Origin of the sequence: Paenibacillus sp. NRS-1760, assembly GCF_050467785.1 — a bacterium.
Taxonomy (GTDB): Bacteria; Bacillota; Bacilli; order Paenibacillales; family Paenibacillaceae; genus Pristimantibacillus.
The window spans coordinates 1-22,081 of sequence record NZ_JBITPK010000016.1 but is presented as its reverse complement, the minus strand read 5'-3'; the positions used below and the strand labels follow the sequence as shown (position 1 = coordinate 22,081).

Annotated in this window: 21 protein-coding genes; 7 read left to right on the top strand and 14 right to left on the bottom strand. The window is 42.2% G+C overall.

Annotation, left to right across the window (positions count from 1 at the left end; translation table 11 throughout):
* The first annotated feature begins 61 nt into the window (after positions 1 to 61).
* Entirely contained in the window at positions 62 to 1,435 is a 1,374-nt protein-coding gene (locus ACIFSR_RS24705; protein WP_430060764.1) for a sugar porter family MFS transporter, read from the top strand.
* Between the two features lie 52 nt (positions 1,436 to 1,487).
* Complete coding sequence (locus ACIFSR_RS24700) at positions 1,488 to 1,697, top strand: YrzA family protein (RefSeq protein WP_076268099.1); 210 nt, start codon at positions 1,488 to 1,490, stop codon at positions 1,695 to 1,697.
* A gap of 226 nt (positions 1,698 to 1,923) precedes the next feature.
* Here the strand turns inward: ACIFSR_RS24700 and ACIFSR_RS24695 are convergent, their stop codons facing one another.
* On the bottom strand, positions 1,924 to 3,375 hold the full coding sequence (locus ACIFSR_RS24695) for an amidase family protein (RefSeq protein WP_430060761.1): 1,452 nt from the start codon (positions 3,373 to 3,375) through the stop codon (positions 1,924 to 1,926).
* A 305-nt stretch (positions 3,376 to 3,680) separates the two neighbouring features.
* Here ACIFSR_RS24695 and ACIFSR_RS24690 point away from each other — a divergent pair, with 305 nt between their 5' ends.
* The gene (locus ACIFSR_RS24690; protein WP_430060758.1) at positions 3,681 to 4,700 is read left to right on the top strand and encodes an alpha/beta hydrolase; all 1,020 of its coding nucleotides are present in this window, start codon (positions 3,681 to 3,683) and stop codon (positions 4,698 to 4,700) included.
* A 94-nt stretch (positions 4,701 to 4,794) separates the two neighbouring features.
* Entirely contained in the window at positions 4,795 to 5,652 is an 858-nt protein-coding gene (locus ACIFSR_RS24685; protein ID WP_430060755.1) for an SDR family oxidoreductase, read from the top strand.
* Positions 5,653 to 5,800: 148 nt separating this feature from the next.
* On the opposite strand, the gene ACIFSR_RS24680 is transcribed toward ACIFSR_RS24685, so the two are convergent.
* From ACIFSR_RS24680 to ACIFSR_RS24670, 3 genes are all read right to left on the bottom strand, one after another.
* Entirely contained in the window at positions 5,801 to 6,073 is a 273-nt protein-coding gene (locus tag ACIFSR_RS24680; RefSeq protein WP_430060752.1) for a hypothetical protein, read from the bottom strand.
* Between the two features lie 169 nt (positions 6,074 to 6,242).
* On the bottom strand, positions 6,243 to 7,091 hold the full coding sequence (locus tag ACIFSR_RS24675) for a methyltransferase domain-containing protein (protein WP_339208652.1): 849 nt from the start codon (positions 7,089 to 7,091) through the stop codon (positions 6,243 to 6,245).
* Positions 7,092 to 7,143: 52 nt separating this feature from the next.
* Positions 7,144 to 7,497 (bottom strand): VOC family protein, encoded by a 354-nt coding sequence (locus tag ACIFSR_RS24670; RefSeq protein ID WP_339208651.1) that lies wholly within the window; start codon positions 7,495 to 7,497, stop codon positions 7,144 to 7,146.
* Positions 7,498 to 7,694: 197 nt separating this feature from the next.
* Between ACIFSR_RS24670 and ACIFSR_RS24665 the strand changes: the two genes are divergently transcribed.
* The gene (locus ACIFSR_RS24665) at positions 7,695 to 8,156 is read left to right on the top strand and encodes a VOC family protein (RefSeq protein WP_430060748.1); all 462 of its coding nucleotides are present in this window, start codon (positions 7,695 to 7,697) and stop codon (positions 8,154 to 8,156) included.
* A 97-nt stretch (positions 8,157 to 8,253) separates the two neighbouring features.
* On the opposite strand, the gene ACIFSR_RS24660 is transcribed toward ACIFSR_RS24665, so the two are convergent.
* Positions 8,254 to 8,868, bottom strand: coding sequence for a glycerol-3-phosphate acyltransferase (locus ACIFSR_RS24660; RefSeq protein ID WP_430060746.1), 615 nt, complete (start codon positions 8,866 to 8,868; stop codon positions 8,254 to 8,256).
* The gene (locus tag ACIFSR_RS24655) at positions 8,865 to 9,959 is read right to left on the bottom strand and encodes a glycosyltransferase (protein WP_430060742.1); all 1,095 of its coding nucleotides are present in this window, start codon (positions 9,957 to 9,959) and stop codon (positions 8,865 to 8,867) included. Before ACIFSR_RS24655 ends, ACIFSR_RS24660 begins: the two co-directional genes overlap by 4 nt.
* Before the next feature lie 333 nt (positions 9,960 to 10,292).
* Here ACIFSR_RS24655 and ACIFSR_RS24650 point away from each other — a divergent pair, with 333 nt between their 5' ends.
* Positions 10,293 to 11,042, top strand: a complete 750-nt coding sequence (locus ACIFSR_RS24650; RefSeq protein WP_430060739.1) for a class I SAM-dependent methyltransferase — start codon at positions 10,293 to 10,295, stop codon at positions 11,040 to 11,042.
* A 57-nt stretch (positions 11,043 to 11,099) separates the two neighbouring features.
* Here the strand turns inward: ACIFSR_RS24650 and ACIFSR_RS24645 are convergent, their stop codons facing one another.
* The 8 genes from ACIFSR_RS24645 to ACIFSR_RS24610 all read right to left on the bottom strand — a co-directional run bounded on the left by ACIFSR_RS24645 (position 11,100) and on the right by ACIFSR_RS24610 (position 20,426).
* Positions 11,100 to 12,461, bottom strand: coding sequence for a sodium-dependent transporter (locus tag ACIFSR_RS24645; RefSeq protein WP_430060736.1), 1,362 nt, complete (start codon positions 12,459 to 12,461; stop codon positions 11,100 to 11,102).
* 242 nt (positions 12,462 to 12,703) lie between these two features.
* The gene (locus ACIFSR_RS24640; protein ID WP_430060733.1) at positions 12,704 to 13,675 is read right to left on the bottom strand and encodes a hypothetical protein; all 972 of its coding nucleotides are present in this window, start codon (positions 13,673 to 13,675) and stop codon (positions 12,704 to 12,706) included.
* 1 nt (position 13,676) lies between these two features.
* Entirely contained in the window at positions 13,677 to 14,162 is a 486-nt protein-coding gene (locus tag ACIFSR_RS24635) for an RNA polymerase sigma factor (RefSeq protein ID WP_339208643.1), read from the bottom strand.
* 165 nt (positions 14,163 to 14,327) lie between these two features.
* Entirely contained in the window at positions 14,328 to 15,680 is a 1,353-nt protein-coding gene (locus ACIFSR_RS24630) for a HAMP domain-containing sensor histidine kinase (protein WP_339208642.1), read from the bottom strand.
* Positions 15,677 to 16,351 (bottom strand): response regulator transcription factor, encoded by a 675-nt coding sequence (locus ACIFSR_RS24625; RefSeq protein ID WP_430060730.1) that lies wholly within the window; start codon positions 16,349 to 16,351, stop codon positions 15,677 to 15,679. The genes ACIFSR_RS24630 and ACIFSR_RS24625 overlap by 4 nt, the downstream gene beginning before the upstream one ends.
* Positions 16,352 to 16,407: 56 nt before the next feature.
* Positions 16,408 to 18,366 carry a serine hydrolase domain-containing protein gene (locus ACIFSR_RS24620; RefSeq protein ID WP_430060727.1) on the bottom strand — a complete coding sequence of 653 codons (1,959 nt, stop codon included), beginning with the start codon at positions 18,364 to 18,366 and terminating at the stop codon, positions 16,408 to 16,410.
* A gap of 166 nt (positions 18,367 to 18,532) precedes the next feature.
* On the bottom strand, positions 18,533 to 20,038 hold the full coding sequence (locus ACIFSR_RS24615; RefSeq protein ID WP_430060903.1) for a M56 family metallopeptidase: 1,506 nt from the start codon (positions 20,036 to 20,038) through the stop codon (positions 18,533 to 18,535).
* 13 nt (positions 20,039 to 20,051) lie between these two features.
* Entirely contained in the window at positions 20,052 to 20,426 is a 375-nt protein-coding gene (locus ACIFSR_RS24610) for a BlaI/MecI/CopY family transcriptional regulator (RefSeq protein WP_430060724.1), read from the bottom strand.
* A gap of 243 nt (positions 20,427 to 20,669) precedes the next feature.
* On the opposite strand from ACIFSR_RS24610, the gene ACIFSR_RS24605 reads away from it, so the two are divergent.
* Positions 20,670 to 21,566 carry a diacylglycerol/lipid kinase family protein gene (locus tag ACIFSR_RS24605; RefSeq protein ID WP_430060721.1) on the top strand — a complete coding sequence of 299 codons (897 nt, stop codon included), beginning with the start codon at positions 20,670 to 20,672 and terminating at the stop codon, positions 21,564 to 21,566.
* Positions 21,567 to 22,081 lie beyond the last annotated feature (515 nt).

Here is a 22,081-nt window from a genome sequence, read left to right as displayed (position 1 = left end):
CATGCTATAATAAAGTTCGTTTTCACGCAGGAAAGGTTTTTGACAGAGAGGAGAAACGGAAATGGAAATGCCGATTACTAACAAAAATGAACAAGTAAGCATGAAATTTGTGACGCTTGTTTCCATTGTTTCCGCTCTTGGCGGATTATTATTCGGATTCGATACAGCAGTCGTATCAGGTGCTGTCGGTTTTATGGAGGATCGATTCGACTTATCTAAGCTACAAGTGGGATGGGCTGTATCGAGCTTAATTATTGGCTGTATTGTCGGCGCGGCTATGTCTGGTATTTTGGGAGACCGCTTCGGACGTAAAAAGGTTCTTATTGCTGCCGCGACTCTATTTATTATCAGCTCGATTGGCTCAGCTGTTCCGGATACTTTTTCCGCGTTTATTGTGGCTCGGATTATTGGTGGAATCGGAATCGGAATTACCTCTACGTTATGCCCGCTTTACAATGCCGAAATTGCACCTGCAAAATATCGCGGCAGACTTGTTGCACTTAACCAACTCGCCATCGTTACAGGCATCTTTCTTACTTATTTCGTAAACCTATGGATTTCCGGCTCAGGTGACGAAGCATGGGGCATCGCCTCCGCTTGGCGCTGGATGTTCGGAGTTGGCGCTATACCTGGTTTGTTATTTTTGATTTTGCTATTTTTTGTGCCCGAGAGCCCAAGATGGCTGATCAAACAAGGGCGCGCAGCGGCAGCTCTTCCGATCTTATTGCGTATTCACGGCGAAGAGCTCGCCAAAAAAGAAGTGATCGATATTAAGCATTCTTTCGAGCAAGAGAGCGGTTCGATTCGGCAGCTATTCTCTCCAGGGCTTCGAATTGCTTTAATTGTAGGAGTTGGACTTGCTGTGCTCCAACAGGTGACAGGCATCAACGCCGTCATGTATTATGCCCCAGAAATTTTCAAAGCAACTGGCGCAGGAACAAACGCTTCATTGATCCAAACGATTTTGGTCGGCTTTATCAACTTATTGTTCACCCTCGTTGCTCTATGGCTCATTGATAAAGTAGGACGCAAAGCGCTTCTGCTCGTTGGTTCGGCTTCTATGACAATTTGTTTGATTGTTATAGGCATCGCTTTTCAAACGGGACATGCAGCAGGTCCACTCGTGCTTATCTTCATTTTATTGTATGTGGCTTCATTTGCTATTTCGCTTGGACCGGTCGTATGGGTCATCATGTCTGAGATCTTTCCTAACCGTATTCGCGGAAAAGCGACGGCTATTGCTGCAATGGCGCTCTGGGCAGCGGATTATCTCGTTTCACAGTCGTTCCCGCCTATGCTTAGCTCCGCAGGACCTGCCGCTACATTCTGGATTTATGGTGGCATGGCCTTGCTCGCCTTCTTGTTTACATGGCGTGTTGTACCGGAAACCAAAGGAAAATCACTTGAAGAAATTGAAGCTTTGTGGGCGAAGTAATATCTCTGTATAATGGGTTTAGGTTATAAATCTATTTATAGGAGATAAACAAATGGACTTTCGTTTAGATTTAATTGAAAATAAGATCGAATTTTTTGAAGCCTATGACTTGAAGACGCTCGAGCTAAAAATCGATCAGCAAATTGAAAATAATAAAGGCTTGCTGCTGGAAGTGTTCCACGTCAGCCATCATGCTGTTTTTAATCCTAAAATCGAAAAGATGCTTTATAGTGCGGTTGTTCACTTTAAAGCGAAGAAATAGCGCTTTAAAGGCATACAAATCCTCCCGACTCCAACAGTCGAGAGGATTTTTTAAAAATATAGGAAAGCATATCATTTTCTCATTCTTATCTTATATTTCACCGTCAAAGCTACACAGCGTCTAAAGGAAGCCGAAGGCGTTTTTGCTTGTTACGCGCTTAAAAAGCTCTGAGTCAAATCTCCGTCAAACGTATAATAGTCGAGATGCGGCATCTCGTCCTATCCCATTAAATAAAGCTCTTTAATGAAGGCGGACGCCTCACCATGCTGTGCTGCTCGTATGCATAAGCGAGTTTAATGAGCATCGGCTCCTCGAAAGCTCTCGCAGCGAATGTCACACCAAACGGCACTCCTTTTGAAGTATAGCCAGCTGGGACGACAATCGATGGATAACCTGCACGCGATGTAATCCTTGCTCCAAAGTCAGCAGGAAAAAGCAGCGCGTCAAGCTGATGCTCCTTCATCGTCGCATCTATTCCCTCTTCCTTGCATAAACGGAGATCTGCAATCCGATCTCGAAGATATGGAAGCTCCGTCTGCGTACCTGAAGTCGTCGTTTCTGCTAGCAGCAGAGTAGACTGTCCATACTTCAAGGTTTCAACCGGATGCTCGTTATTAAAAGCAATAATGTCCTTGAGCGAGCGAATTTTGCCGTTTGGAGGCAGCTTGGACAAATAAGCGTTTATCGAGGATTTGAATTCATTCAGCACTACCGATGAATAAACGATTTGCCTAGCAGTTCTTACATCAGCCGGGTCAATGATGACCGCGCCTTGTTTTCTCATCACCTCTACAGCGTCGTTAAATATGGCTAGCTGCTCGTCCGTTAATTCCTCAAAAAAATAATCTCTAGGAATGCCAATTCGTGCACCCTCAAGACCTTTCTGATCAAGGAAAACACGATAATCCTTATGTTTTTTAAAGTAACCCGCACCCATTGCAGAATCCCTGTCATCATGCTCCGTTATAGCGTTTAATACGAGCACTGCATCCGTTACGGTTCTTGCCATTGGTCCCGCAGTATCCTGTGAGTTCGAGAGTGGCAATATGCCTGATCGGCTCACCAGTCCAACGGTCGGCTTAATGCCAACGGTTGAGCTTAAATTGCCTGGATTTAAGATCGATCCTGAGGTTTCCGTGCCTATCGAAGCCATACAAAAATTACAAGCCACCGCGACGCCTGAACCAGCGCTTGATCCCCCAGTCGGCGTTGATATGTTGTAAGGATTAAGAACTTGGCCGCCCCGCGAGCTATAGCCAGACGGCATTCCATCTGTCATAAAGTTAGCAAACTCCGTCATATTCACTTTCCCTAATATAATGGCCCCCGCTTCGCGCAGCCTTTTTACAATAAAAGCATCTTCTCCCGCATAGGAATTGGCAAGCGCAAGCGAGCCAGCGCTCGTATGCATGTTATCCCCTGTATTAATATTATCCTTGAGCATGATGGGGATGCCGTGAAGCGGACCTCTTGGGCCTTGGACAGCTCGTTCGCTGTCTAATGCAGAAGCTATAAATAAAGCATCGGGGTTAAGCTCAAGCACCGAATTTATCGTGAGTCCATCTTTATCATGCGCTGCAATTCGGTCAAAATAAAATAGTACAAGCTCGCGAGATGTGATCTCGCCAGATTCCAAAGCGGCTTGAATGGACGAAATGGTTGCCTCTACGATTTCCATGCCTCTTATACCCCTCATAAACCCGAATATGTACGATATGAGCCTAGTATATACTATTTTTTGGTAATGAACATCATTGATAAAGGCAAGCTAATGAGCTTAGACTAGAAATATTGCAGACAAGGAATGATTTTCATTAGAAAAGAAACAATAATAACGATTGATTCCATAAAGAAGCTGGCAATACCTTTATAATCTCCACACTCAAACCATCACTTCAACAATCCGCTCCCTTTTAGCAGCTTTCTTCAGTATGATAGAGACATAGCACAAATTCACACATAACCGCCTACTTGGAGGAATGAATGACTATGACGATGCTGATGAGCAGAATTGTACTTGGAATAGGAGGTTTGGCGGTCCTTTTTATCGGTTTACTTACCGTGATTAGTTATTATTTCTATTACGTGGCAATCAAACGAAACTCCAAAGCATTTTTAAGCAATAATCAGGATTTAGCGCAAATTCACGGAGAAGAGGAAACGGATGATCAAGCTGCCATTGCATTAGCAGATGAATCTGGTCCAACACCGGTTGAGGCTATAGGGGTAGAATGGATAGAAAAACAAGCTTATGAAATTTGGCACCTTACTTCAAGTGACGGTCTCTCCTTGGTTGGCTATTACCTTGAAGCCAAAACTTTGACGTCCAAAACCGTCATTCTTGCACACGGCTATTCCTCGCAAGGGAAAGATATGGGCAGCTTCGCTAAATTTTATTATGACAGGCTTGGGTATAACGTGCTCATGCCTGATGATCGAGGTCATGGCGATAGTGAAGGCGATTACATCGGCTTCGGCTGGCCAGATCGGAAGGATTATCTCCTTTGGATAGACGAGGTCGTACAGAAACTTGGTGAATCGGTGCAAATCGTGCTGCATGGCATTTCGATGGGAGGAGCGACTGTGATGATGGTAAGCGGTGAAAATGTTCCAAAACAAGTCAAGGTCATTGTGGAGGACTGCGGCTATACGTCCGTTACCGATCAGCTCTCTTATCAACTAAAGCGGATGTACAAGCTGCCTGCTTTTCCGATTTTGCCTGCAACTAGCTTATTAACCCGCCTTAAAGCAGGTTATAGCTTCAAGGAGGCATCTGCAATCAAGCAGCTGGATAAAAATAAGCTGCCCATGTTCTTTATTCATGGTTCCGCCGATACTTTTGTACCTACAGAAATGGTGTGGAGGCTTTATGAAGCTTGTAAAGCTGACAAAGATATTTATATCGCCGAGGGTGCTGGTCACGGCATGTCCTATGGTACGGATACAACAGCCTATGAACAAAAAGTGGCGGCATTTCTCAGTCGATATGTTATGAATGGATAGTGTCTAAATGATTCTTTATTTTGCACATAACCTATACCACTCCCTGATATGAATAAACAGACAGAATCATTCTGATTCAGAGGAGAGTGTGCATTTGGGACCATTTACAAACGATTTATTGCAAGGAAAGGTCGTTCTCATAACGGGAGGAGCGACCGGACTTGGACGCGCCATGGGTGAGAAATTTGTTGCGTTAGGTGCTAAACTCGCAATTGCCAGCCGCCGTGAGGCGGTATTGAAGCAAGCGGCTGAAGAAATGAGCTTGCCCACCAGCACCGTTTACTACAAAAGCTGTGACGTTCGTGATCCATCACAAGTTCATGAGCTGATTGAAGCCGTCGAGAACCATTTTGGACATATCGATATCCTCGTCAACAACGCTGCTGGAAATTTCATCAGTCCTACCGAGAGGCTCTCTCCAAGAGCAGTAGATACAATCTTACATATTGTTTTACATGGCACCTTTTATACGACTCTGGAAGTGGGCAAGCGGTGGATTGAACAAGGAAGAGGCGGTACGATGTTGAACATCGTCACCACCTATGCTTCTACCGGCTCGGGATATGTTGTACCTTCCGCTGCTGCAAAAGCTGGCGTTCTTGCGCTTACAAGATCGCTCGCCGTTGAATGGGCACCTTACGGTATTCGCCAAGTTGCGATTGCACCAGGTCCCTTTCCGACAGAAGGCGCTTGGTCTCGCCTCTCTCCCACTCCTGAGCTTGAAGAGAAGATGATTAGCCGCATCCCCTTAAAACGTGTTGGCGATAAAGAAGAACTAGCTAATTTGGCCGCCTATTTAGTTTCGGATTTCGCACATTATTTGAACGGTGAAGTTGTAACGATTGATGGCGGCGAGTGGCTGCAAGGTGCAGGGCAATTCAACAGCTTAGCAGAGGTGTCCGATAAGCAATGGGATGAGCTGGCTGAAATGACGCGCAAGGGTAAAGGTTGAGTCGATCAGCCGCATCCTATGAATCTTTGAAAAGAAAAGCAGCTCATTTCTCTAAGAGTCATGAGCTGCCATCTTGTTCAAGCATAGTCTCTACACAACTATAGCTTCATTTGCGTCAATTAAACTTCGTTGCCTGGAGCTGTGTCACCTAAAGGATAGCCGCCTGTGCGGTTTCCTCCGGTACGATTTCCACCAGTACGGTTTCCTCCGGTACGGTTTCCACCTGTACGGTTGCCTCCCGTGCGATTACCGCCTGTACGGTTGCCGCCTGTGCGATTGCCTCCTGTTCGGTTACCTCCAGTACGATTTCCGCCTGTGCGGTTGCCACCTGTACGATTTCCTCCCGTACGATTTCCACCGGTACGGTTACCGCCTGTACGGTTTCCTTCGCTACGATTGCCTGTTGAGCTGTTTTTTGCATTTTTCTTTTCTTTTGGCATATTTGTAATACCTCCTCTAGAAGATACTTACAACATATGAACCAACTCTATCTTTTGTAACCAGACATTTGATTGTTTTATAGATTTGGACTTTTATCTATATTCAAGCTAGCGTTACAAACGTATAAATATTCATTTCTAGCATTTACATTATCGTGCAACCAATGCAAAAGTCGACATTGGTTTTGTATGATCTTGCTTCACCGCTTCTAGAAGTAAACCAATCTCCGAGTTAATGAGCGTTTTTAGCTTGCTTGGTATTTTGGTAAGAGCTTTCAGCTCATGTGGATAATCTTCTAATGTCATATTAATTTCCCATTTGCCATCCTGCAACTCCGAGGAATATATCGATATTTCATCAGTTATCTCCCAGCCAGCGTTCTCTATAATATTTCGAATATCACTTTGAGAAAACAGCGTGCGTATATTAGACGAGCTGTTTTCCTTAAAACATTCACATTGTGCTTGGATTAAAGCCGCTAAGAAATGAGGAGTTTGCTCCGGATATTGAACTCTTAAATCCCATTCAGCAAAACAAAGCTGTTTCCCCCATTTCTTCACTTTTTCCATAATGCTCGTTAAATGTTCAAACGATTCTAAATACCATGAGCAATGAGACAATACAATAAAATCGAAGGATTGATCAGGATAATTTATCTTATCGGATAAAATATCAACTTCAAAGCTCATTTCTAGTTGATTTCCTAATTCAGATTTTTTCAAGTACTCATAAGCTTCACCTAATGTGATTGGACTTCCATAATTAGCAGATGCGATATCAATCCCTTGAACAAGACCGCTTTCTCCAGTCAAAAAGGCAAGAACTGCTGTTGTATCCCCTTGACCGCAGCCTATTTCCAGCACTCTGCTGCCTTTTGTTATGCCCCAGAATTGTGCTAATTTCAGTCGATGCTCCGTCTGTATTTTTTGTATCGAAGTATCCTCACCTGAAACAGCCATACAGTTCACAATGGTTTGAATCGTTTCGTCGCTGTCCATAAATCCCCTTTCCAACCGCTGCATTCTCATTTCTATTATTCATTCTACCATTTTAAATGGCTTCTTTAATTTCTATTCTATTTCCTTCAGGGTCGATAATAACTCCAATGGTTCCCCAACTGGGTGTGTATACTTTGACTTCAATACCGCGATCTCTTATTTCTTTTATAGTTACATCAAAATCAGTCACATCTAACCTTAATACAGTTGGATTTTGAGCTCTTGTTTTTTCAGCGGCCGAGGACACTCCATGATCCTCAACCATGAGATAGCTTTTTCCGAAATCAAAAATAGTCAAATCCTCTTTCTGTTCTCTAACAGGAAGTCCTAACTTAGTCTTATAGAAGTCTAATGTTTCCTTATAATTTTCCATAAAAATGATGATTCCAGCTTCGTGTATGTTCATCTGTACCTCCCATAATGGTAAATTTTAAACTTATTATAAGTATATGTATATAAAATAGAAATAGAAGTCTTACGGATGATTATCGTAACACCAGATTACAGGGCAATTTTTAAACCAACTTGCAGGAAAACTTTGGTGAATAATCGAATAAAGTCAGGCATGCTTAGAAAAATTTCTGATGACAAAGGAGAAATAAAATGAGCGAGCAAGCTGCAAAGACTCTGACAGGTCAAAAAGCAAAATTCGGTCAAACCATTCAAGTTCGGTTGGTCTCAGACTTAAAGAAATCGCAGGAATACTACCGTGACGTTCTCGGTTGCCATGTAGATAACTGGGGACATGCGGAACGAGACGGAATGACCGTGATTCTACAACAGGCGGTTTCCCCAGAAGATGTACGACCTAATGCACGCTCACAAAAACGTCCAGACTACCCAACGGAATGGGAAGGCCCTGACTATGGTTGGGACACATTTATTCACGTTAGTTGGGAGGACTTGGACTCCATTATCGAGGAAGTGCGTAGGCTTTGCGGACATATTGCGGTCGAACCGTTTACTGATGCTCACGGCAATCACGAATTTAAAAACGCTTATATCAAAGACCCAGATGGATATCACATCGTATTGGGCGCTATGCGTGAAAATTCCCGTTCGTAGTATAAATACAACTCCTGATGAAGGCTCGTTCGGCGGGAACATAATTAAAGAGATTATCTCGGAAGGCATCACCTTAAGAGACAATCTCTTTTTCATTTTAGACACCTTTGTCATATCCTTTTTTCCACGACTTCCCTATTTCAACTCTGTGCTTATAAACAAGAATTGCAAAATTTCCAAGCCATATGAGGAGTATGGCAGTTGAGAACATCCTTATATACAAATAAACGGAAAGAAGCAGCATACCAACCACAACCTGCAAGCCATCCGCCTCGGTGGATTTAGGCTTATTTTTATATATCATACGGCTCACGCCGGCCATCAGCGCTAGAATTACGGCATAAGCCAATGAAACCTCGAACCCCGTGAGCGCACTCCATATTCCGAATGTTACTGCAATAGCTTTGCCGCCCTTCCCTTTCAGGAAAGGAGAAAAGGCATGCCCTGCTACAGGCGCGATGGCAAGCGGAACGATTAGATAAACATGATTATAGCTGCTTCCCATTATAAAAAGCACCGGCAAGTATCCTTTCAAAAAATCCAATAAAATACCGACCACACCAAATTTATATCCAGATGACTTCCAAAGATTCAAAGCACCAGGGTTACCGTCGCCAACCGTTTTTATGTTTTTTTTGCGGAGCAGACCAAGCCAATACGAAAACATAAGTGAGCCCGATAGAAATGAACCCGCAATCCAAAATATGATCATAGGTCCCTCTTGCCCCCTACCCGGATGTGCCTGCCTTTCCAGCTTACATGCCCTAGAATAACCACCTGATACATGGAATAAAGCATAACAATGATAAAAAATAACGAAGCAAAAACATGGAGCAGCGGAATAACGATCCCAAAAGCGCCTACATACTTCGTGAAGTAAAATAATTGAAACATATAGACAAAATAACCGATTAAGAGAGGTAAAGCCCATGAAGTATTCGCAAATATAAACACCGTTTCCGATAGAAGCAGTCCTACCACCCAAATAGCTATCGGGATAATTGTCCACGGACTAAGCGTCGAAGTGCTTAACACCGCCCCTTTGCTAAATCCTTCAATTTCGCTTTGAATGCCTTGCGGATACATGCGGAAAGAAACCAAGCCATATCCGATAAAATTAGTGACTGGTACCCCCGCTGCCATAAATTTGGAGCCTAGAAACAAATCGTCCAGCACTTCAGCTTTTACGCTTTCGTGGCCATTGATTTTTTCGTAATCCTCCCTTAAAGCAACAATGCAGGAGCCATAGAGCCCTTTCATCCGGTTTTTCTTTTCAAAGACCGATGTAAACGCAAATATCCCAAGCACATTCATAATCAAAGCAAGCTTCTCATATAGCTTCTCGGTGTGATGAAAAGGAACAACTGAAATAACACCCTTCGATCGCTCCCTAGCCTTTATTAATGAAGCCAAGGCGTTAGGCGCCAGTCTTATATCCGCATCTAAAAATACAAACATATCACCAGAGGCATGCAAATATCCATTCCATACCGCCCAGTTCTTACCTGTCCAGCCTTTAGGGAGGCTGCTATTTGAAATAACATTGACCCCATAGCCTTCAGCTATTTCTTTGGTTCGATCATCGGAATAATCATCTACCACAATAATTTCAAAGGGTTGAACCGTTTGCGACTTAAGGGATTCAAGCAAATGTGGTAAATTACATTCTTCATTTCTAGCTGGAATAATAATGGACAGTTTCCGCACGCTCTGATCTGTCTGATTAGTGACGGTCAGAGTATTTTTCCTGAACAGAAAAAAACCAGAGAGACATCCGACTAGCATTAGAATGAGCATCCACATTTTCTAATCCCCCCTCATGTATTTATGTATATGAAGGGGCCGTCTGTATTATTTTAGTTTCATTGATTCCTCCATCCATATGGGAACGGCACATTTTGCACGATGGCTTGATTGATAAGCTCACTTTGCCATATAATGAGAACAATCTTTCAATCGAGGTGAATGGAATGTCTTTCCGAATGGTTCGAAGTAATTAGTTTCCGGGCTGGATAAAACGCGTACCAGCTGCAGAGGGGATCGTCTGTCCTTCTGACCACATGAAACTAAATTTTGAACGGATATCGGCAGCAATCCATTTGTTTTTTATTATCCTCTTTGGAAGGTGGAAGAAATATGAATGCAGTAGAATACAAACAATTTTATGATCAAGTCGGGAAAATCAACGGTTGGGATTTCAGCAAAGTGAAATCTGTCTCAGAAGGAATCGCATGGGATTTTTATGAAGAAGTCATCCAGTCTTGCAAGAAGTCTGATCTTTTGCTTGATATCGGCACTGGCGGCGGAGAAGCATTATTATCAATAGCAGATTCAGCATTGCTTTTAATTGGCATTGATCTTTCCACAGGCATGATTGAGACCGCATTAAATAACGTAAAACAATCAAATAAATCAAATATACGCTTTTTACAAATGGATGCGGAGAAGCTCGATTTTCCTGACCACTTTTTCAATGTAGTCTCTTGCAGACATTCCGCTTTTTCTGCCAAAGAAATCGCAAAAGTATTGGTGAACGATGGTGTATTTTTTACCCAACAGGTTAGTGAGTACGATAAGCTCAACCTTAAAGAGGCATTCGGAAGAGGACAGTCATTTGGTACAAAAAAAGGTGTGTTGAAAAATCAATATATTGCGGAGTTAGCTGATGTAGGCTTCACAGACATTCAGTCATTTGAATACAACGCAACCGATTATTTTGAGACGGCTGAAGACTTTATTTTTCTATTGAAACACACGCCAATTATTCCGAACTTCGGACAATCCGAGACAGATTTTCAAATCCTTCAACAATTTATTAAAAACAACCAAACCGAACAAGGAATCAGAACAAATTCAGAACGATTTATGATTACAGCAAGGAAATAAAATAGAAAGGGATACCCGGTCATGGGTATCCCTTTCTTTTGCTCATAATGTTGGATACTACAATAATGAAGTTATTTTATCAAGCACCCCAGTAATATCAAGAAATACGATGATAATGACTAGAGGAATAATAAACCTGATAATAAAAAACCAAATAGTAAAGGCAGTAGCGCCAAAACGAGAATGCTGCAATAACTCCTCTCGCAGCGTGCTTTTCTTCATTTTAAGCGGTACAAAAATCGAAATCAAAAACACGCCAAGCGGCATTAAAATAATACTTACTAAATAATCAGCTGAATCAAATAGATTTTTCGAAAAGATTAAAATGTCGGCAAAAGCACTATAAGATAACGCAGACGGAATGCCCACCGCAAATATGAATGCACCAAGCATATAGGCATATTTTGTTCTCTTCTCCTCTTTGCCTTTAACCATAGAAGCTACAATGATTTCTAGCATCGAGAAGGCCGACGTTAATGTTGCAAATAAAAATAATGCTAAAAAGCCTAATAAAAAAACTTCTCCAAAAATAATTTGATCAAATACCGCGGGCAATACAACAAACAACAAGCCAGGTCCTTCCGCTGGTTCTAAACCTAGTGAAAATACAGCCGGAAAGATGGCCAATCCTGCTAATAATGCAATCAGCAAATTCATGGTTACGATGGAAATAGCCGGTTGAATCAAGCTTTCTTTTTTTGACAAATAAGAGCTGTATGTAACCATTACGGATACTCCGACACTTAAGGAGAAAAACGCTTGACCCATCGCAAACAATACACTTTGGGATGTGATCCTTGAGAAATCAGGTGCTAGAAAAAACTTCACACCTTCCATCGCGTTATCAAGCGTAAGTGAGCGAATGATGAGTACGATAAAGAGTACAAATAAAGCTGGCATCAAAATTTTGCTCACCTTTTCAATACCGTTTTGAATCCCTTTTGCCACTACAACAACTGTCAAAGCCAAAAACACAAATTGTGCCGCAATAACTAAAATAGGATTAGCAATGGTATCGTTAAAGACCGCTCCATAATTTGCGCCTTCACTAATGATTCCACCAAACAAACCTTTTGCAAAATAAATAACAATCCAACCGCCAATAACGCTATAAAAAGACAATAAAAGAAAGCAGGTAAATACCCCGAGCTTTCCGATCCAATGCCAATTGCTATGAGGAGCTAAGCTGCGATAAGCACTAATGGCTTCTTTTTGTGTGCTTCTCCCGATTACAAACTCTGCTAATAACAATGGGAAACCCATAAAAAAAGTGAATAAAATAAATAAGAGAAAAAATGCCCCTCCCCCGCTTATCCCCGTAACATAGGGAAGTTTCCATATTGCGCCCACTCCAATAGCAGAGCCTGCCGCGGATAAAATAAAACCAATCTTCGATGTCCATTGCGCTGATGTTTGCATACAAATCAATCCAGTCTATTTTTATTATGTCTTTTTTTTTAAAATGTAAAAGACAAAAAAAGCCACATCTCTATCTTTAACGATAGGGACGAGGCTATTCACACGGTACCACCCTAATTGAAAACAAATTTTGTTTCCTGCTTATCGCTCTTACGCTATTAATAGTCTACGGAATTATAGTACGGCAACAACGAAAGGTCAACCTTTATTGTCGATATTTTATTACCAAAAAACTTGCTGCCTTATTGCAAACGATCCCAAAGCGCTGAGAAAGCTGCCGGCTCTAACTGAAAAAAGACAGGTGCATTTGAATATTTTACATAGTTTCCTTTAAACAACCACATCTGCACTTCCGTCTGATCCTCCAGCTTAAAGAACAAAACCTTCTGATTTTGTGCACCTTCATTGTATATGCCTTCCTTGTACAGCTTATCCTCATCAATAGGCTTAGCATCATATAATGCTGTCATGAACACATGAAGCGTTTGATCGATTGGGAACTTATTAAATTGCGGCTTGCTATAATTCCAGCTATTATAATCCTGCCATCTTACTGATTCCATATGATCCTTTACTTTCGTTTTTCCTATTAAATCTTCGCCATTCGCAATCGTAATGCCATTTAGATGTTCATACAATTCAGCATAGATCTGTCCCTCATGCTCTTGGTAGGACATAATTCTAAAATCACTATCGTATCCGTTCACGGAATAAATGTCAGCAACGCCAATCGTTGAAGCTAGTTCAACATAATCTGTTTGCTTGCTCCACTCGTCAATACCAGCTTTTGTACGTCCAAGCTTGTCGCCGCGCAGCTCCTTCGCATTTTCCGCAGAGATGCGAGTTTGCGTTTGTGTATAAATATTGCCTTTATAAACGATTAGACCGATCATATCAGCCATGGCATTTGATTGATCTGGAAGCTTTATTTTCGGAATCGCAATCGCATTCGGGTCGTTTATAGGCTCAACTGGGTCTCTTTGTTCAATGGGCTCCGTTATATCAATAAGAAGTTTATTATCACTCATCCACCTATCTGCACCTATCCATCCAAGGATAACGACCAACAGTAAACTACCCACAATATATTGAAATCGTTTGATTCGAAATGGACTCGCTGGTTTCTGACGAAGCAGCTGTTGAGCGATTCTATTCTGTAAATCTGCCTCCGGCTCTATTTGATCCATCATATGCTTGTACGCCTTGTGATTCATATTATCGTTCTCCTTCCAATTCCAGCTTTAACCGTTGCCTTCCCCGTTGCAAACGCATCTTTACTGCAGACTCACTAATTTGCAATATGTCTGCAATTTGGTTGACCGAGTAATCCTCATAATAATAAAGATGAATCACCGCTTTGAATTTAAACGGCAGTGCCATGACATGATCCATAACGGTACGGTCCGTTTCCGATTCAAAAAAATCATTCATTTCTTCCATCTTCACTACACGTCTTCGCCATAAGCTGCCTAACATATTTTTGCATTGGTTCGTGATGACTCTTATGAGCCATGCCTTTTTATGATTCTGATCATTAAATTCAGGTGATTTATACAATAATTTCGCAAATGTTTCCTGCATGGCTTCTTCTGCGTCCTCTTTGTTTCCGAGGTGAATCATTGCGATTCGGTAAAGCATTTTGCCGTATAAAAGATAGGTTTCCCCAAAATCGACGCCCGGCCGGAGCGAACTGCTTGGCATTGTAATATGACCTCCTTTACCCATTAACACAATTAAGAACGTAGATTGGTCACATATTGTTTTACTTTTTTTTTGAAAAATCGTTTTTTAGTTTCAAATTGGGTTCAACAGTATGCTAAAAAAAAAAGAAATGATCGGTCATTTGACCGATCACTCCAATTATTATTATTGAATGGGTAAATATACCATTACTGTCGTACCTTCGCCTAGCCTACTTTTCATTTCGATCGTTCCATGATGAAGAGTAACAATTTTTTTGGCGATCGCAAGCCCCAAACCATTGCCGCTAATATTGCGGTTGCGCGATTGGTCCGACTTGTAAAACCGCTCAAACACATGCTCAAGCTTATCTGCCGCAATGCCAATACCTGAATCGGTTATTGTGAATAGCACTTCAGTATCGGATTGAGTTAAAGAAATTTCGATATGTCCGCCTTCAGGTGTGAATTTGATGCTGTTGCCGAGTAAATTCATCCAAACTTGGTTCAACTGATCCTGATCTGCTGTAATCTTGATCGTGTTCGCCCATTCTAAATCGATACGAATGTCTTTGGACGACCATTGAGGCTCGCAAGTAACGACGATTTGTCTAATTTGCTCGTCGAGATTATACGTCATCGGCTCGAATGGATGCTGATCGGAATCAAGCGAGGCAAGCCTCAGCAAATTATCGCTAAGCCTCGATAGCCGCCCGCTCTCCATAATAATAATATCCAAATAATAATTACGATTATTTTCTGCTACCAAGCTGTTGTTCTTCATCGCCATTGCAAAACCCGATATAGACGTTAGCGGTGTTTGAATTTCGTGCGATACATTCGACACAAAATCCTGCCGCATCTGCTCCAGCTGTTTCAGTTCACTCGCCATTTCATTAAAGCTATGGCTTAAGACTCCTATTTCATCCGCGCTTTTCAGTTTGATTTCCACATCGAAATCTCCCTTGGCAAGCCTCTTGGTCGCTTGTGTCATCGCTTGAATCGGTTTCACCAAATAACGAGCCGCAATGAGAATGCATAGGCTCCCAATAAATAAGCCAAGAAGCAGTATGAGCAGCATCATTCGATTTATAATATCTTCATTTTGCGCTGAAAACTGCATAAACATGGCCTGTATCTTCCCATCGATGGGAAAAGGAATACCAACGAATGTTTGACCTTCCTTACCAGGTGAGCGATAAAATTGCCCTCGAAGCACCTGCTGAACAGCCTCCGGCGCAATTTTCACATTACTCGTATTGTTTAAAGCATAGATCGTAACATTTCCGGATGCATCATACATGTGGATTGGATAAGCGGACACCTTTACCATTCTTGTTAGGAAAACACTCAGATCATCCGGCCTTGTTTGTTCATAGAGAGTAATCATTTCCTCTCCTGCTGCAAGCATGTCGTTCTGACCGACATGGTTTATTTCTTTCTTGAATATAGAATAGCCTATAAAAAATGAAGATAATAAGCTGAAAATGATGACGGCCAGAAACGTGCAAATGATGCGGACATATAATGTATTGATCATGTGATGACAAGCCGATAACCCAGACTACGGGCGGTTTCAATCTGAAAATGCTGTACATCGCCAGCAAATCTTTCCCTTAGCCGTTTAATATGAACGTCGACGGTTCGATCGTCACCTTCATAATTTTTGCCCCAGATCTGGGTGATCAGCTGTTCCCTCGTAAAAATTTGCCCAGGATGGTTCGCCATTTTAAACAGCAGCTCAAACTCCTTCAATGGAAGAGTTAGCGTTTCATCTCCTCGAATTACTTGATAGTTGCGGCGATTGAGGGTAACACCGCCAAGCTGTATCGTTTGTGAAGACACAATCATATAACGCTTCAGCAGCGCTTTTACTCTCATCACAAGCTCCATTGGGTCAAACGGCTTCGTTAAATAATCGTCCGTGCCAAGCTGAAATCCCTTCACTTTTTGCACAGACTCTCCCTTGGCTGTGACCATCAGAAGAGGAATATTGGAATCAATACGTCTAATCTCCCTGCATAATTCCCAACCGTCTACGTGAGGCATCATAATATCGAGGATAACCATATCAATTTGATTGTTTTCCCAAATTCCTTGCGCCTCCGCACCGTCTTTTGCCTCTAAAATTTCGAAACCTTCGTTTTTCAAAAATAAAGACATCAATTCGCGAATATGTGCATCGTCATCCGCGATCAGAATTTTGGCCATTAAGATGTACGTCTCCCCTCTTTAACATGCGCCTCCCATATGGGTGGATTGCTGTTTCAACCAAAATGCCATCCAAGCAAGTTCCAATGATAGAAAAACAAACTGAGTGCTACTGCCGATAGCATAATAAGAGAGTAATGCACGCGTTTTAGTACCGTCCAATATTTGTTTTTCCAAGCAAGCACACTCAAAACGATCATTGCCAAAGTAAATCCAACGAGTAGAATAGGCATAAACAAATAAAGATTCAACGACTGTGTAATGCGGCTAAGTCGAGTGAGCAAATCCATATTCATCACGATAACAAGCGTCGCAACAATGGTTGATAGTGCCCAAACGGCGGTGGCTGCAGACAGCCGATATGCCCACTTCTGCTCATTTGGCATTGCGCTGATTTCACGCCTGCGATATAGGAAGCCTAATATTACCGTAATAAATAGAAAAACTGAGATGCCAAGCAATGGAAACCAGAACGATGTTTGATCCAGCAGCGACGCGCGTTCAAGCGGCATCGCAGGTAAGAAATCAAGAAGCAAATGCGTGACTTTTCCTGATTCGTCGGTGCGGAATCCAATCCGTCCCTCTCCGCCTACCTGTTGAAATACATCAGGTCCAATAGGTTCAAATACTTGCTGTTCGGCACCACTCCCAATGAATAAACGATTACCTGCAGCCGCTACACTGATCTTGGACATAAAACTATAAAACTTATCAATATCGGTATGATTGCGACGAGTGAATTGATAGGAACCCGCATATTTTTGTACAGCATCATTAAGTTCAGCGGATACTGGAGGCAGGCTGGCTTCCTCGACTGGGAAATAGCGGTCTAAAAAGGCTTTTGCGAGCCCATCCGCAGCTAATGCGCCGTCACCGCCATTGTAAGAAACAAAAATGCCGATCTGCTTATCTGGAACAAGATATAGCTCCGTATTAAACTGCATATCTGCTCCGCCGTGGGAAATAACTTTCCGCCCGTTCATGTATAGCTCATAGAAACCGAGATCCATTGCTGGTAAATCCTTATGAAACAGGAAAGCTGGTGCATGCATCAATAGGGCAGTTTCTGGCTTCAAAAGTTGCTTTTCTCCATAACGTCCATTCTGAAGATGAGCAATCATGAAATGAGCCATATCAATTGCAGATACTGCAGCAGATCCCGCAGGCCGAAATCCCCCCTCAAACGTTGGCGGCTGAGCTGCGAATACGCCGTTTTCCTTGGCATAACCCGGTACAGAAAAAGCTTCTAATGCAGCAGGGATAGGCTCTTGAACCGTAGCGTATTTCATATCCAGCGGATCAAAAATATACTTTTGTATATAATCATTGTACGCTATCCCGCTAACTTCCTCGACGATTAATCCTGCTAGCGCGGCGCCATAGTTGGAATAAGACGACATCTCGCCTGGAGGTCTTACTCGTGCCGGCATATGCTTGGCAAGCGTTTCCGAAATCGATACCGGCAGCTTTTTAGGATCTGTAGTAATTTGATAGCCGACTCCGCCTTCTTCAAAGCCAGCGGTATGGGTCATTAGATGACGCATCGTAATCGGCTCTGAATAGGTATTCGGTATTTTCACCGTTTTCAAATAGTTATTAACGTCTGTGTCCAGATCGATCTTGCCTTGCTCAACAAGCTGCATCACAGCGGTCCAAGTAAACAGCTTCGTTGTTGAAGCGATTCGAAATAGATCTGTCTCTGGGTTCGACAACTGGTTCTTCTCGAGGTTAGAGTAACCATACCCCTTAGCGAGCAGGATTTCCCCATCCTTGACGATTGAAATAACCGCACCTGGAAACTTGAAATTGTCCATATGCACTTTCATAATACCATCAATGAACGCCGTTAGCCCAGCGACATCGTTTAGAGAATTGGCTTCTCCCTCAGACTTTACGGGTGTGGACTGCGCTGCCGATATCGGCGCCTGAGCTCCGAATAAACTCGAACCTGCAACAGCTACAAGTAAAGTGACTAACATCATTTTGTAACCTATTTTCTTCATAATCGATAACATGATAAGCCTCCAACATTCTGCGTATTTTTTTTGACAACCTACTCTCGACTTGCTTGTGAGAGCATAACATAAGCTTGTGAACGCAGAGTGAACCTCGCTAGTTTTCACAAAAAAAGAGCCGCCAGCATGCTGCTTGGGCGACTCTTAATCGTAATAAACCATCTATTTATTCGGGAAACTGCTCGTAATCAAACTTTCCATCCGAAGCAAAAACATATTCGCAGCTATTTTGCCCCCAAGTGGCTGTGATGCTATAAACTCGGCCAGTTGTTGAAATGTCGCTCACAGTTGTTGGTGGATTAATGAATTCAATCTTTCCATTAACATGGTTTACGGCAACTTTTTCAATCGGCAATAACGATTGCTCGAAGCTTTCAGTCAAAAAAGCCATTTTCACTGTAACTTTATCTGGTGTATTTTCTCCAAAATCGACTTTCAATTTCTCACCTGGCTTTAAACGACGCAGACCTGTTAGAAGAGTAGGCTCACTATGCCAAGCTGCTTGGTAAAAGGACATTCGATCATACTTAACCCCATTCCAACTTGATTTTAATATTGAATAATTTTCGATGGGATCAGCATTTCTCTCATGTGAGATAACAATTGCGGGTGGCTCAACTGGACTGATGATGCTGCTTACATTGGAATTGCTTGCTCCCACACTAGCCCCAAGTGCAATTGCACTAAAAATGACGACTGCAGCTAATACGAATGAGGATAATATTATGAATGTCGATCTTTTACTAGGTCGCATAATAGCCACCAGCCTTTCTCTTAAAATCGTCTTCTCATCGCTAAAAGTAGCCTGTAATCCTCCAACGGGGTATTGTTCATTTGAGGCTAACGCAATTAAGGTTTCACCGTATTCCTGCTTCTCTGAAGAGGTGAATTTACGAATAACCACTTCATCGCAAGACAGCTCACAAAGACGGTTAATCTCTTTTTCTACAAAATAAACTACGGGGTTAAACCAATGCAGCGAAGTAACGAGCATGGAAAACCATTTTACAACAATATCAAACCGTTTCTGATGTGTGATTTCGTGAATCAAAATATTTTTGAGCTGAACTTCATTGAAGTGGGTATCCGGTAAGATGATTATTGGCCTAATCATTCCTATAAGCATAGGAGTGGTGATGTAGGAGTTGCGTACAAGCTTCGCTTTATACCGTCCATTCAACATCATGCCAAGCATCCTATTTTCCCAATCATATGCAGGTTTGCTGGTTGTCTTCATATACTTTAAAAATCGAGTATAGCCTCTTAATTTTATAAAGAGTGATAGTATTGTCCCAATTAACCAAACGTAAATGGCATATTGCTTAATTATTGTAATCACAAAAATTTCTGAATTATCAGCTCTGACACTTTCTACTGCTTGAGCATCATTAGCTTGAGGTAGGGTGATCGCATGAGTTGGGTCTAGCTCCATACCAGATTCTGAAGCTTCCCCGCCTTGTGAAATGGGACTCGTTAGAAATGGATTTTTGTTAAAAACATCATTCATAATACTCCCATCAAACGAAAACGGAATCGTCAATCTTAGGAGAACCACGATCCAGATGTAATACTGAAACGACTTCGAGAATTTATGCTGGATTATTGGCTTCATTAAAAACAATAAAATGAAGAGGATGCTTCCTGATATCGAAAGCGACAATATAAGTTTCATGATGTCATTCAATTCAGTCACCTACCTTAAATAAGGTACGCAGCTCCTTAATGTCTGCTTCATTTAGCTTATTGCCTCCTAATAGCGTTGCCACTAGACTTTTTGCACTGCCTGAATATAAACGATCGATTAATGTTTGTGTCGCATGCTCGTTATATTCTTGCTCGCTCACTTGTGGCTTGTAATAGAACACTTCCTTCTTGGTTGCAATGACTACACCCTTCTCGCACAATCTCCGAAGCAAGGTTTTTATTGTAGAGCTTTCCCAGCTGCTTGATTTTTCAAGACATTTTCTAATTTCAGATATAGGCAGCTCGGTCCCGGCTTCCCATAATACACGCATAACTTCAAGCTCTGAATCCGTTATCTTTGAAACTAAGCTGCTCATCATCCCACTCCTCAAGGTTACGTATGTAGACTCTGATTAGAGTTTACAACAGTAACCTCTGACTGTCAAATCATTCCTGCAGCTAACTGACAGCTGTTGGTGGAGGTTAATTGTTGAAGGTTTTAAACCATTAAGATTACATCGTTTTCTCCTAGTCTTTCAGATTAACGACGAACCCTGAGGGGTAATAGTAAGTGTTAACGAACGAATTTAATAGAAATGTCCATAGAGAGGATACTATTTATGAAAAAAGCGATGATCATTATTAATCCCACTTCTGGTAAAGAAGAGGCACTCAACTATGTCAGAAACGTGGAAGACCTTTTGACTGATCAAAGGTACGAGGTTACGGTCAAGGAGACGGCAAAAGAACAGGACGCAACCCTGTTTTGTATTTCTGCGTGTGAGGCCAGTTATGATTTGGTCGTTTCAATCGGAGGGGATGGAACGCTTCACGAAACGATTAATGGACTTATCAATCAAGAACATCTTCCAAAGCTTGGAGTAGTCCCTCTTGGAACAGTTAATGATTTTGCTCGCGCATTACAGATACCGCTTCTTCCCGACAAAGCGATTCAGACCCTCTCTTCTTCCCGAATAAAAATTGCAGATTTGGGCCAATTAAATGACCAATTGTTCGTCAACACCGTTGCTGTAGGCTCATTTGCTGAATCACTCTCTTCCGTTACGTCAGACGATAAATCCCGGCTCGGAGCTTTAGCCTACGTAAAAGAAGGGATCAAAGAGCTTATGAACCAGCCGACTCATCCTCTTTGCATTCAATATGATGGAGAAACATGGGAAGGAGAATCTCCACTCTTTCTCGCTGCGTTAACCAATTCAGTAGGCGGATTTGAGAGGTTGGCACCCGACGCGGCTGTTGACGATGGTCTGCTTCACTGTTTTATTATAAAGGATTTGACTATATTCAATACGATTACAGCCAGCCTGTCATTGCTGTTCGGCAATTTTAAGAATCATAAAGACGTGGTTTATTTTACAGCCAAAAATGTAAGTATAAGCTCGCCTGAATCAGTAAGGACTAACGTTGATGGTGAAGAAGGGCCCTCCTTGCCCATCCAAATAAGCAGTATGCCTCGTCATATTCAGGTGATTGTACCGGAAGAGGCTACTGTGTAGTACTAGTCCGTAGCTATTCTATTTGTAGATCAAGATCAATATAATCGGCTGGTGGAATCGATGAAATCGATGGAGTCCGAGCGATCGGCGAGATAGGTGGATTCGGTGAGATCGGTGGGGTCAGTGGATCGCTGTAGAATCAATAGGAATGCTAAGATTGGTGGGGGCATTGGATCGATGAGGTCGGAGGTGTCGGTGAGATCGGAAGAATCACTGAGGTCGGCGGGATCAATAGGAACGCTGAAACTGGTGGGATCGGCGTGATAGGTGTCCTTGTCAATGGAGCATTACAAGCCTTTTCGGATTCTACAACGTTAGGTCCTTTCGTCGTTGATTACGAGGACAAATACTAGTTTTGGAGCAAGGTTGCCTACCAAGATTGGACAGATGAATGTAAGACGTAATGGCTAACATCTGCTCATTTTGCTCATCGTACGGACATTGATTCTAATCTTCGAACATTTAACCTCATTTTGCTTATCTTGCGGACATAACTATATAGCCCCCTAATCCAT

Excerpts from the sequence above, each read along its gene's own strand:
- ACIFSR_RS24625 (WP_430060730.1), bottom strand. The coding sequence starts at position 16,351 with ATGGCCAAAATTCTGATCGCGGATGACGATGCACATATTCGCGAATTG.
- ACIFSR_RS24665 (WP_430060748.1), top strand. The coding sequence starts at position 7,695 with ATGAGCGAGCAAGCTGCAAAGACTCTGACAGGTCAAAAAGCAAAATTC.
- ACIFSR_RS24670 (WP_339208651.1), bottom strand. The coding sequence starts at position 7,497 with ATGAACATACACGAAGCTGGAATCATCATTTTTATGGAAAATTATAAG.
- ACIFSR_RS24620 (WP_430060727.1), bottom strand. The coding sequence starts at position 18,366 with ATGTTATCGATTATGAAGAAAATAGGTTACAAAATGATGTTAGTCACT.
- ACIFSR_RS24690 (WP_430060758.1), top strand. The coding sequence starts at position 3,681 with ATGACTATGACGATGCTGATGAGCAGAATTGTACTTGGAATAGGAGGT.
- ACIFSR_RS24630 (WP_339208642.1), bottom strand. The coding sequence starts at position 15,680 with ATGATCAATACATTATATGTCCGCATCATTTGCACGTTTCTGGCCGTC.
- ACIFSR_RS24680 (WP_430060752.1), bottom strand. The coding sequence starts at position 6,073 with ATGCAAAAAACAGCTCAACAGGCAATCGTAGCGAAGGAAACCGTACAG.
- ACIFSR_RS24615 (WP_430060903.1), bottom strand. The coding sequence starts at position 20,038 with ATGAAACTTATATTGTCGCTTTCGATATCAGGAAGCATCCTCTTCATT.
- ACIFSR_RS24635 (WP_339208643.1), bottom strand. The coding sequence starts at position 14,162 with ATGCCAAGCAGTTCGCTCCGGCCGGGCGTCGATTTTGGGGAAACCTAT.
- ACIFSR_RS24695 (WP_430060761.1), bottom strand. The coding sequence starts at position 3,375 with ATGGAAATCGTAGAGGCAACCATTTCGTCCATTCAAGCCGCTTTGGAA.
- ACIFSR_RS24675 (WP_339208652.1), bottom strand. The coding sequence starts at position 7,091 with ATGGACAGCGACGAAACGATTCAAACCATTGTGAACTGTATGGCTGTT.
- ACIFSR_RS24655 (WP_430060742.1), bottom strand. The coding sequence starts at position 9,959 with ATGTGGATGCTCATTCTAATGCTAGTCGGATGTCTCTCTGGTTTTTTT.
- ACIFSR_RS24640 (WP_430060733.1), bottom strand. The coding sequence starts at position 13,675 with ATGAATCACAAGGCGTACAAGCATATGATGGATCAAATAGAGCCGGAG.
- ACIFSR_RS24610 (WP_430060724.1), bottom strand. The coding sequence starts at position 20,426 with ATGAGCAGCTTAGTTTCAAAGATAACGGATTCAGAGCTTGAAGTTATG.
- ACIFSR_RS24605 (WP_430060721.1), top strand. The coding sequence starts at position 20,670 with ATGAAAAAAGCGATGATCATTATTAATCCCACTTCTGGTAAAGAAGAG.
- ACIFSR_RS24660 (WP_430060746.1), bottom strand. The coding sequence starts at position 8,868 with ATGATCATATTTTGGATTGCGGGTTCATTTCTATCGGGCTCACTTATG.
- ACIFSR_RS24705 (WP_430060764.1), top strand. The coding sequence starts at position 62 with ATGGAAATGCCGATTACTAACAAAAATGAACAAGTAAGCATGAAATTT.
- ACIFSR_RS24645 (WP_430060736.1), bottom strand. The coding sequence starts at position 12,461 with ATGCAAACATCAGCGCAATGGACATCGAAGATTGGTTTTATTTTATCC.
- ACIFSR_RS24700 (WP_076268099.1), top strand. The coding sequence starts at position 1,488 with ATGGACTTTCGTTTAGATTTAATTGAAAATAAGATCGAATTTTTTGAA.
- ACIFSR_RS24650 (WP_430060739.1), top strand. The coding sequence starts at position 10,293 with ATGAATGCAGTAGAATACAAACAATTTTATGATCAAGTCGGGAAAATC.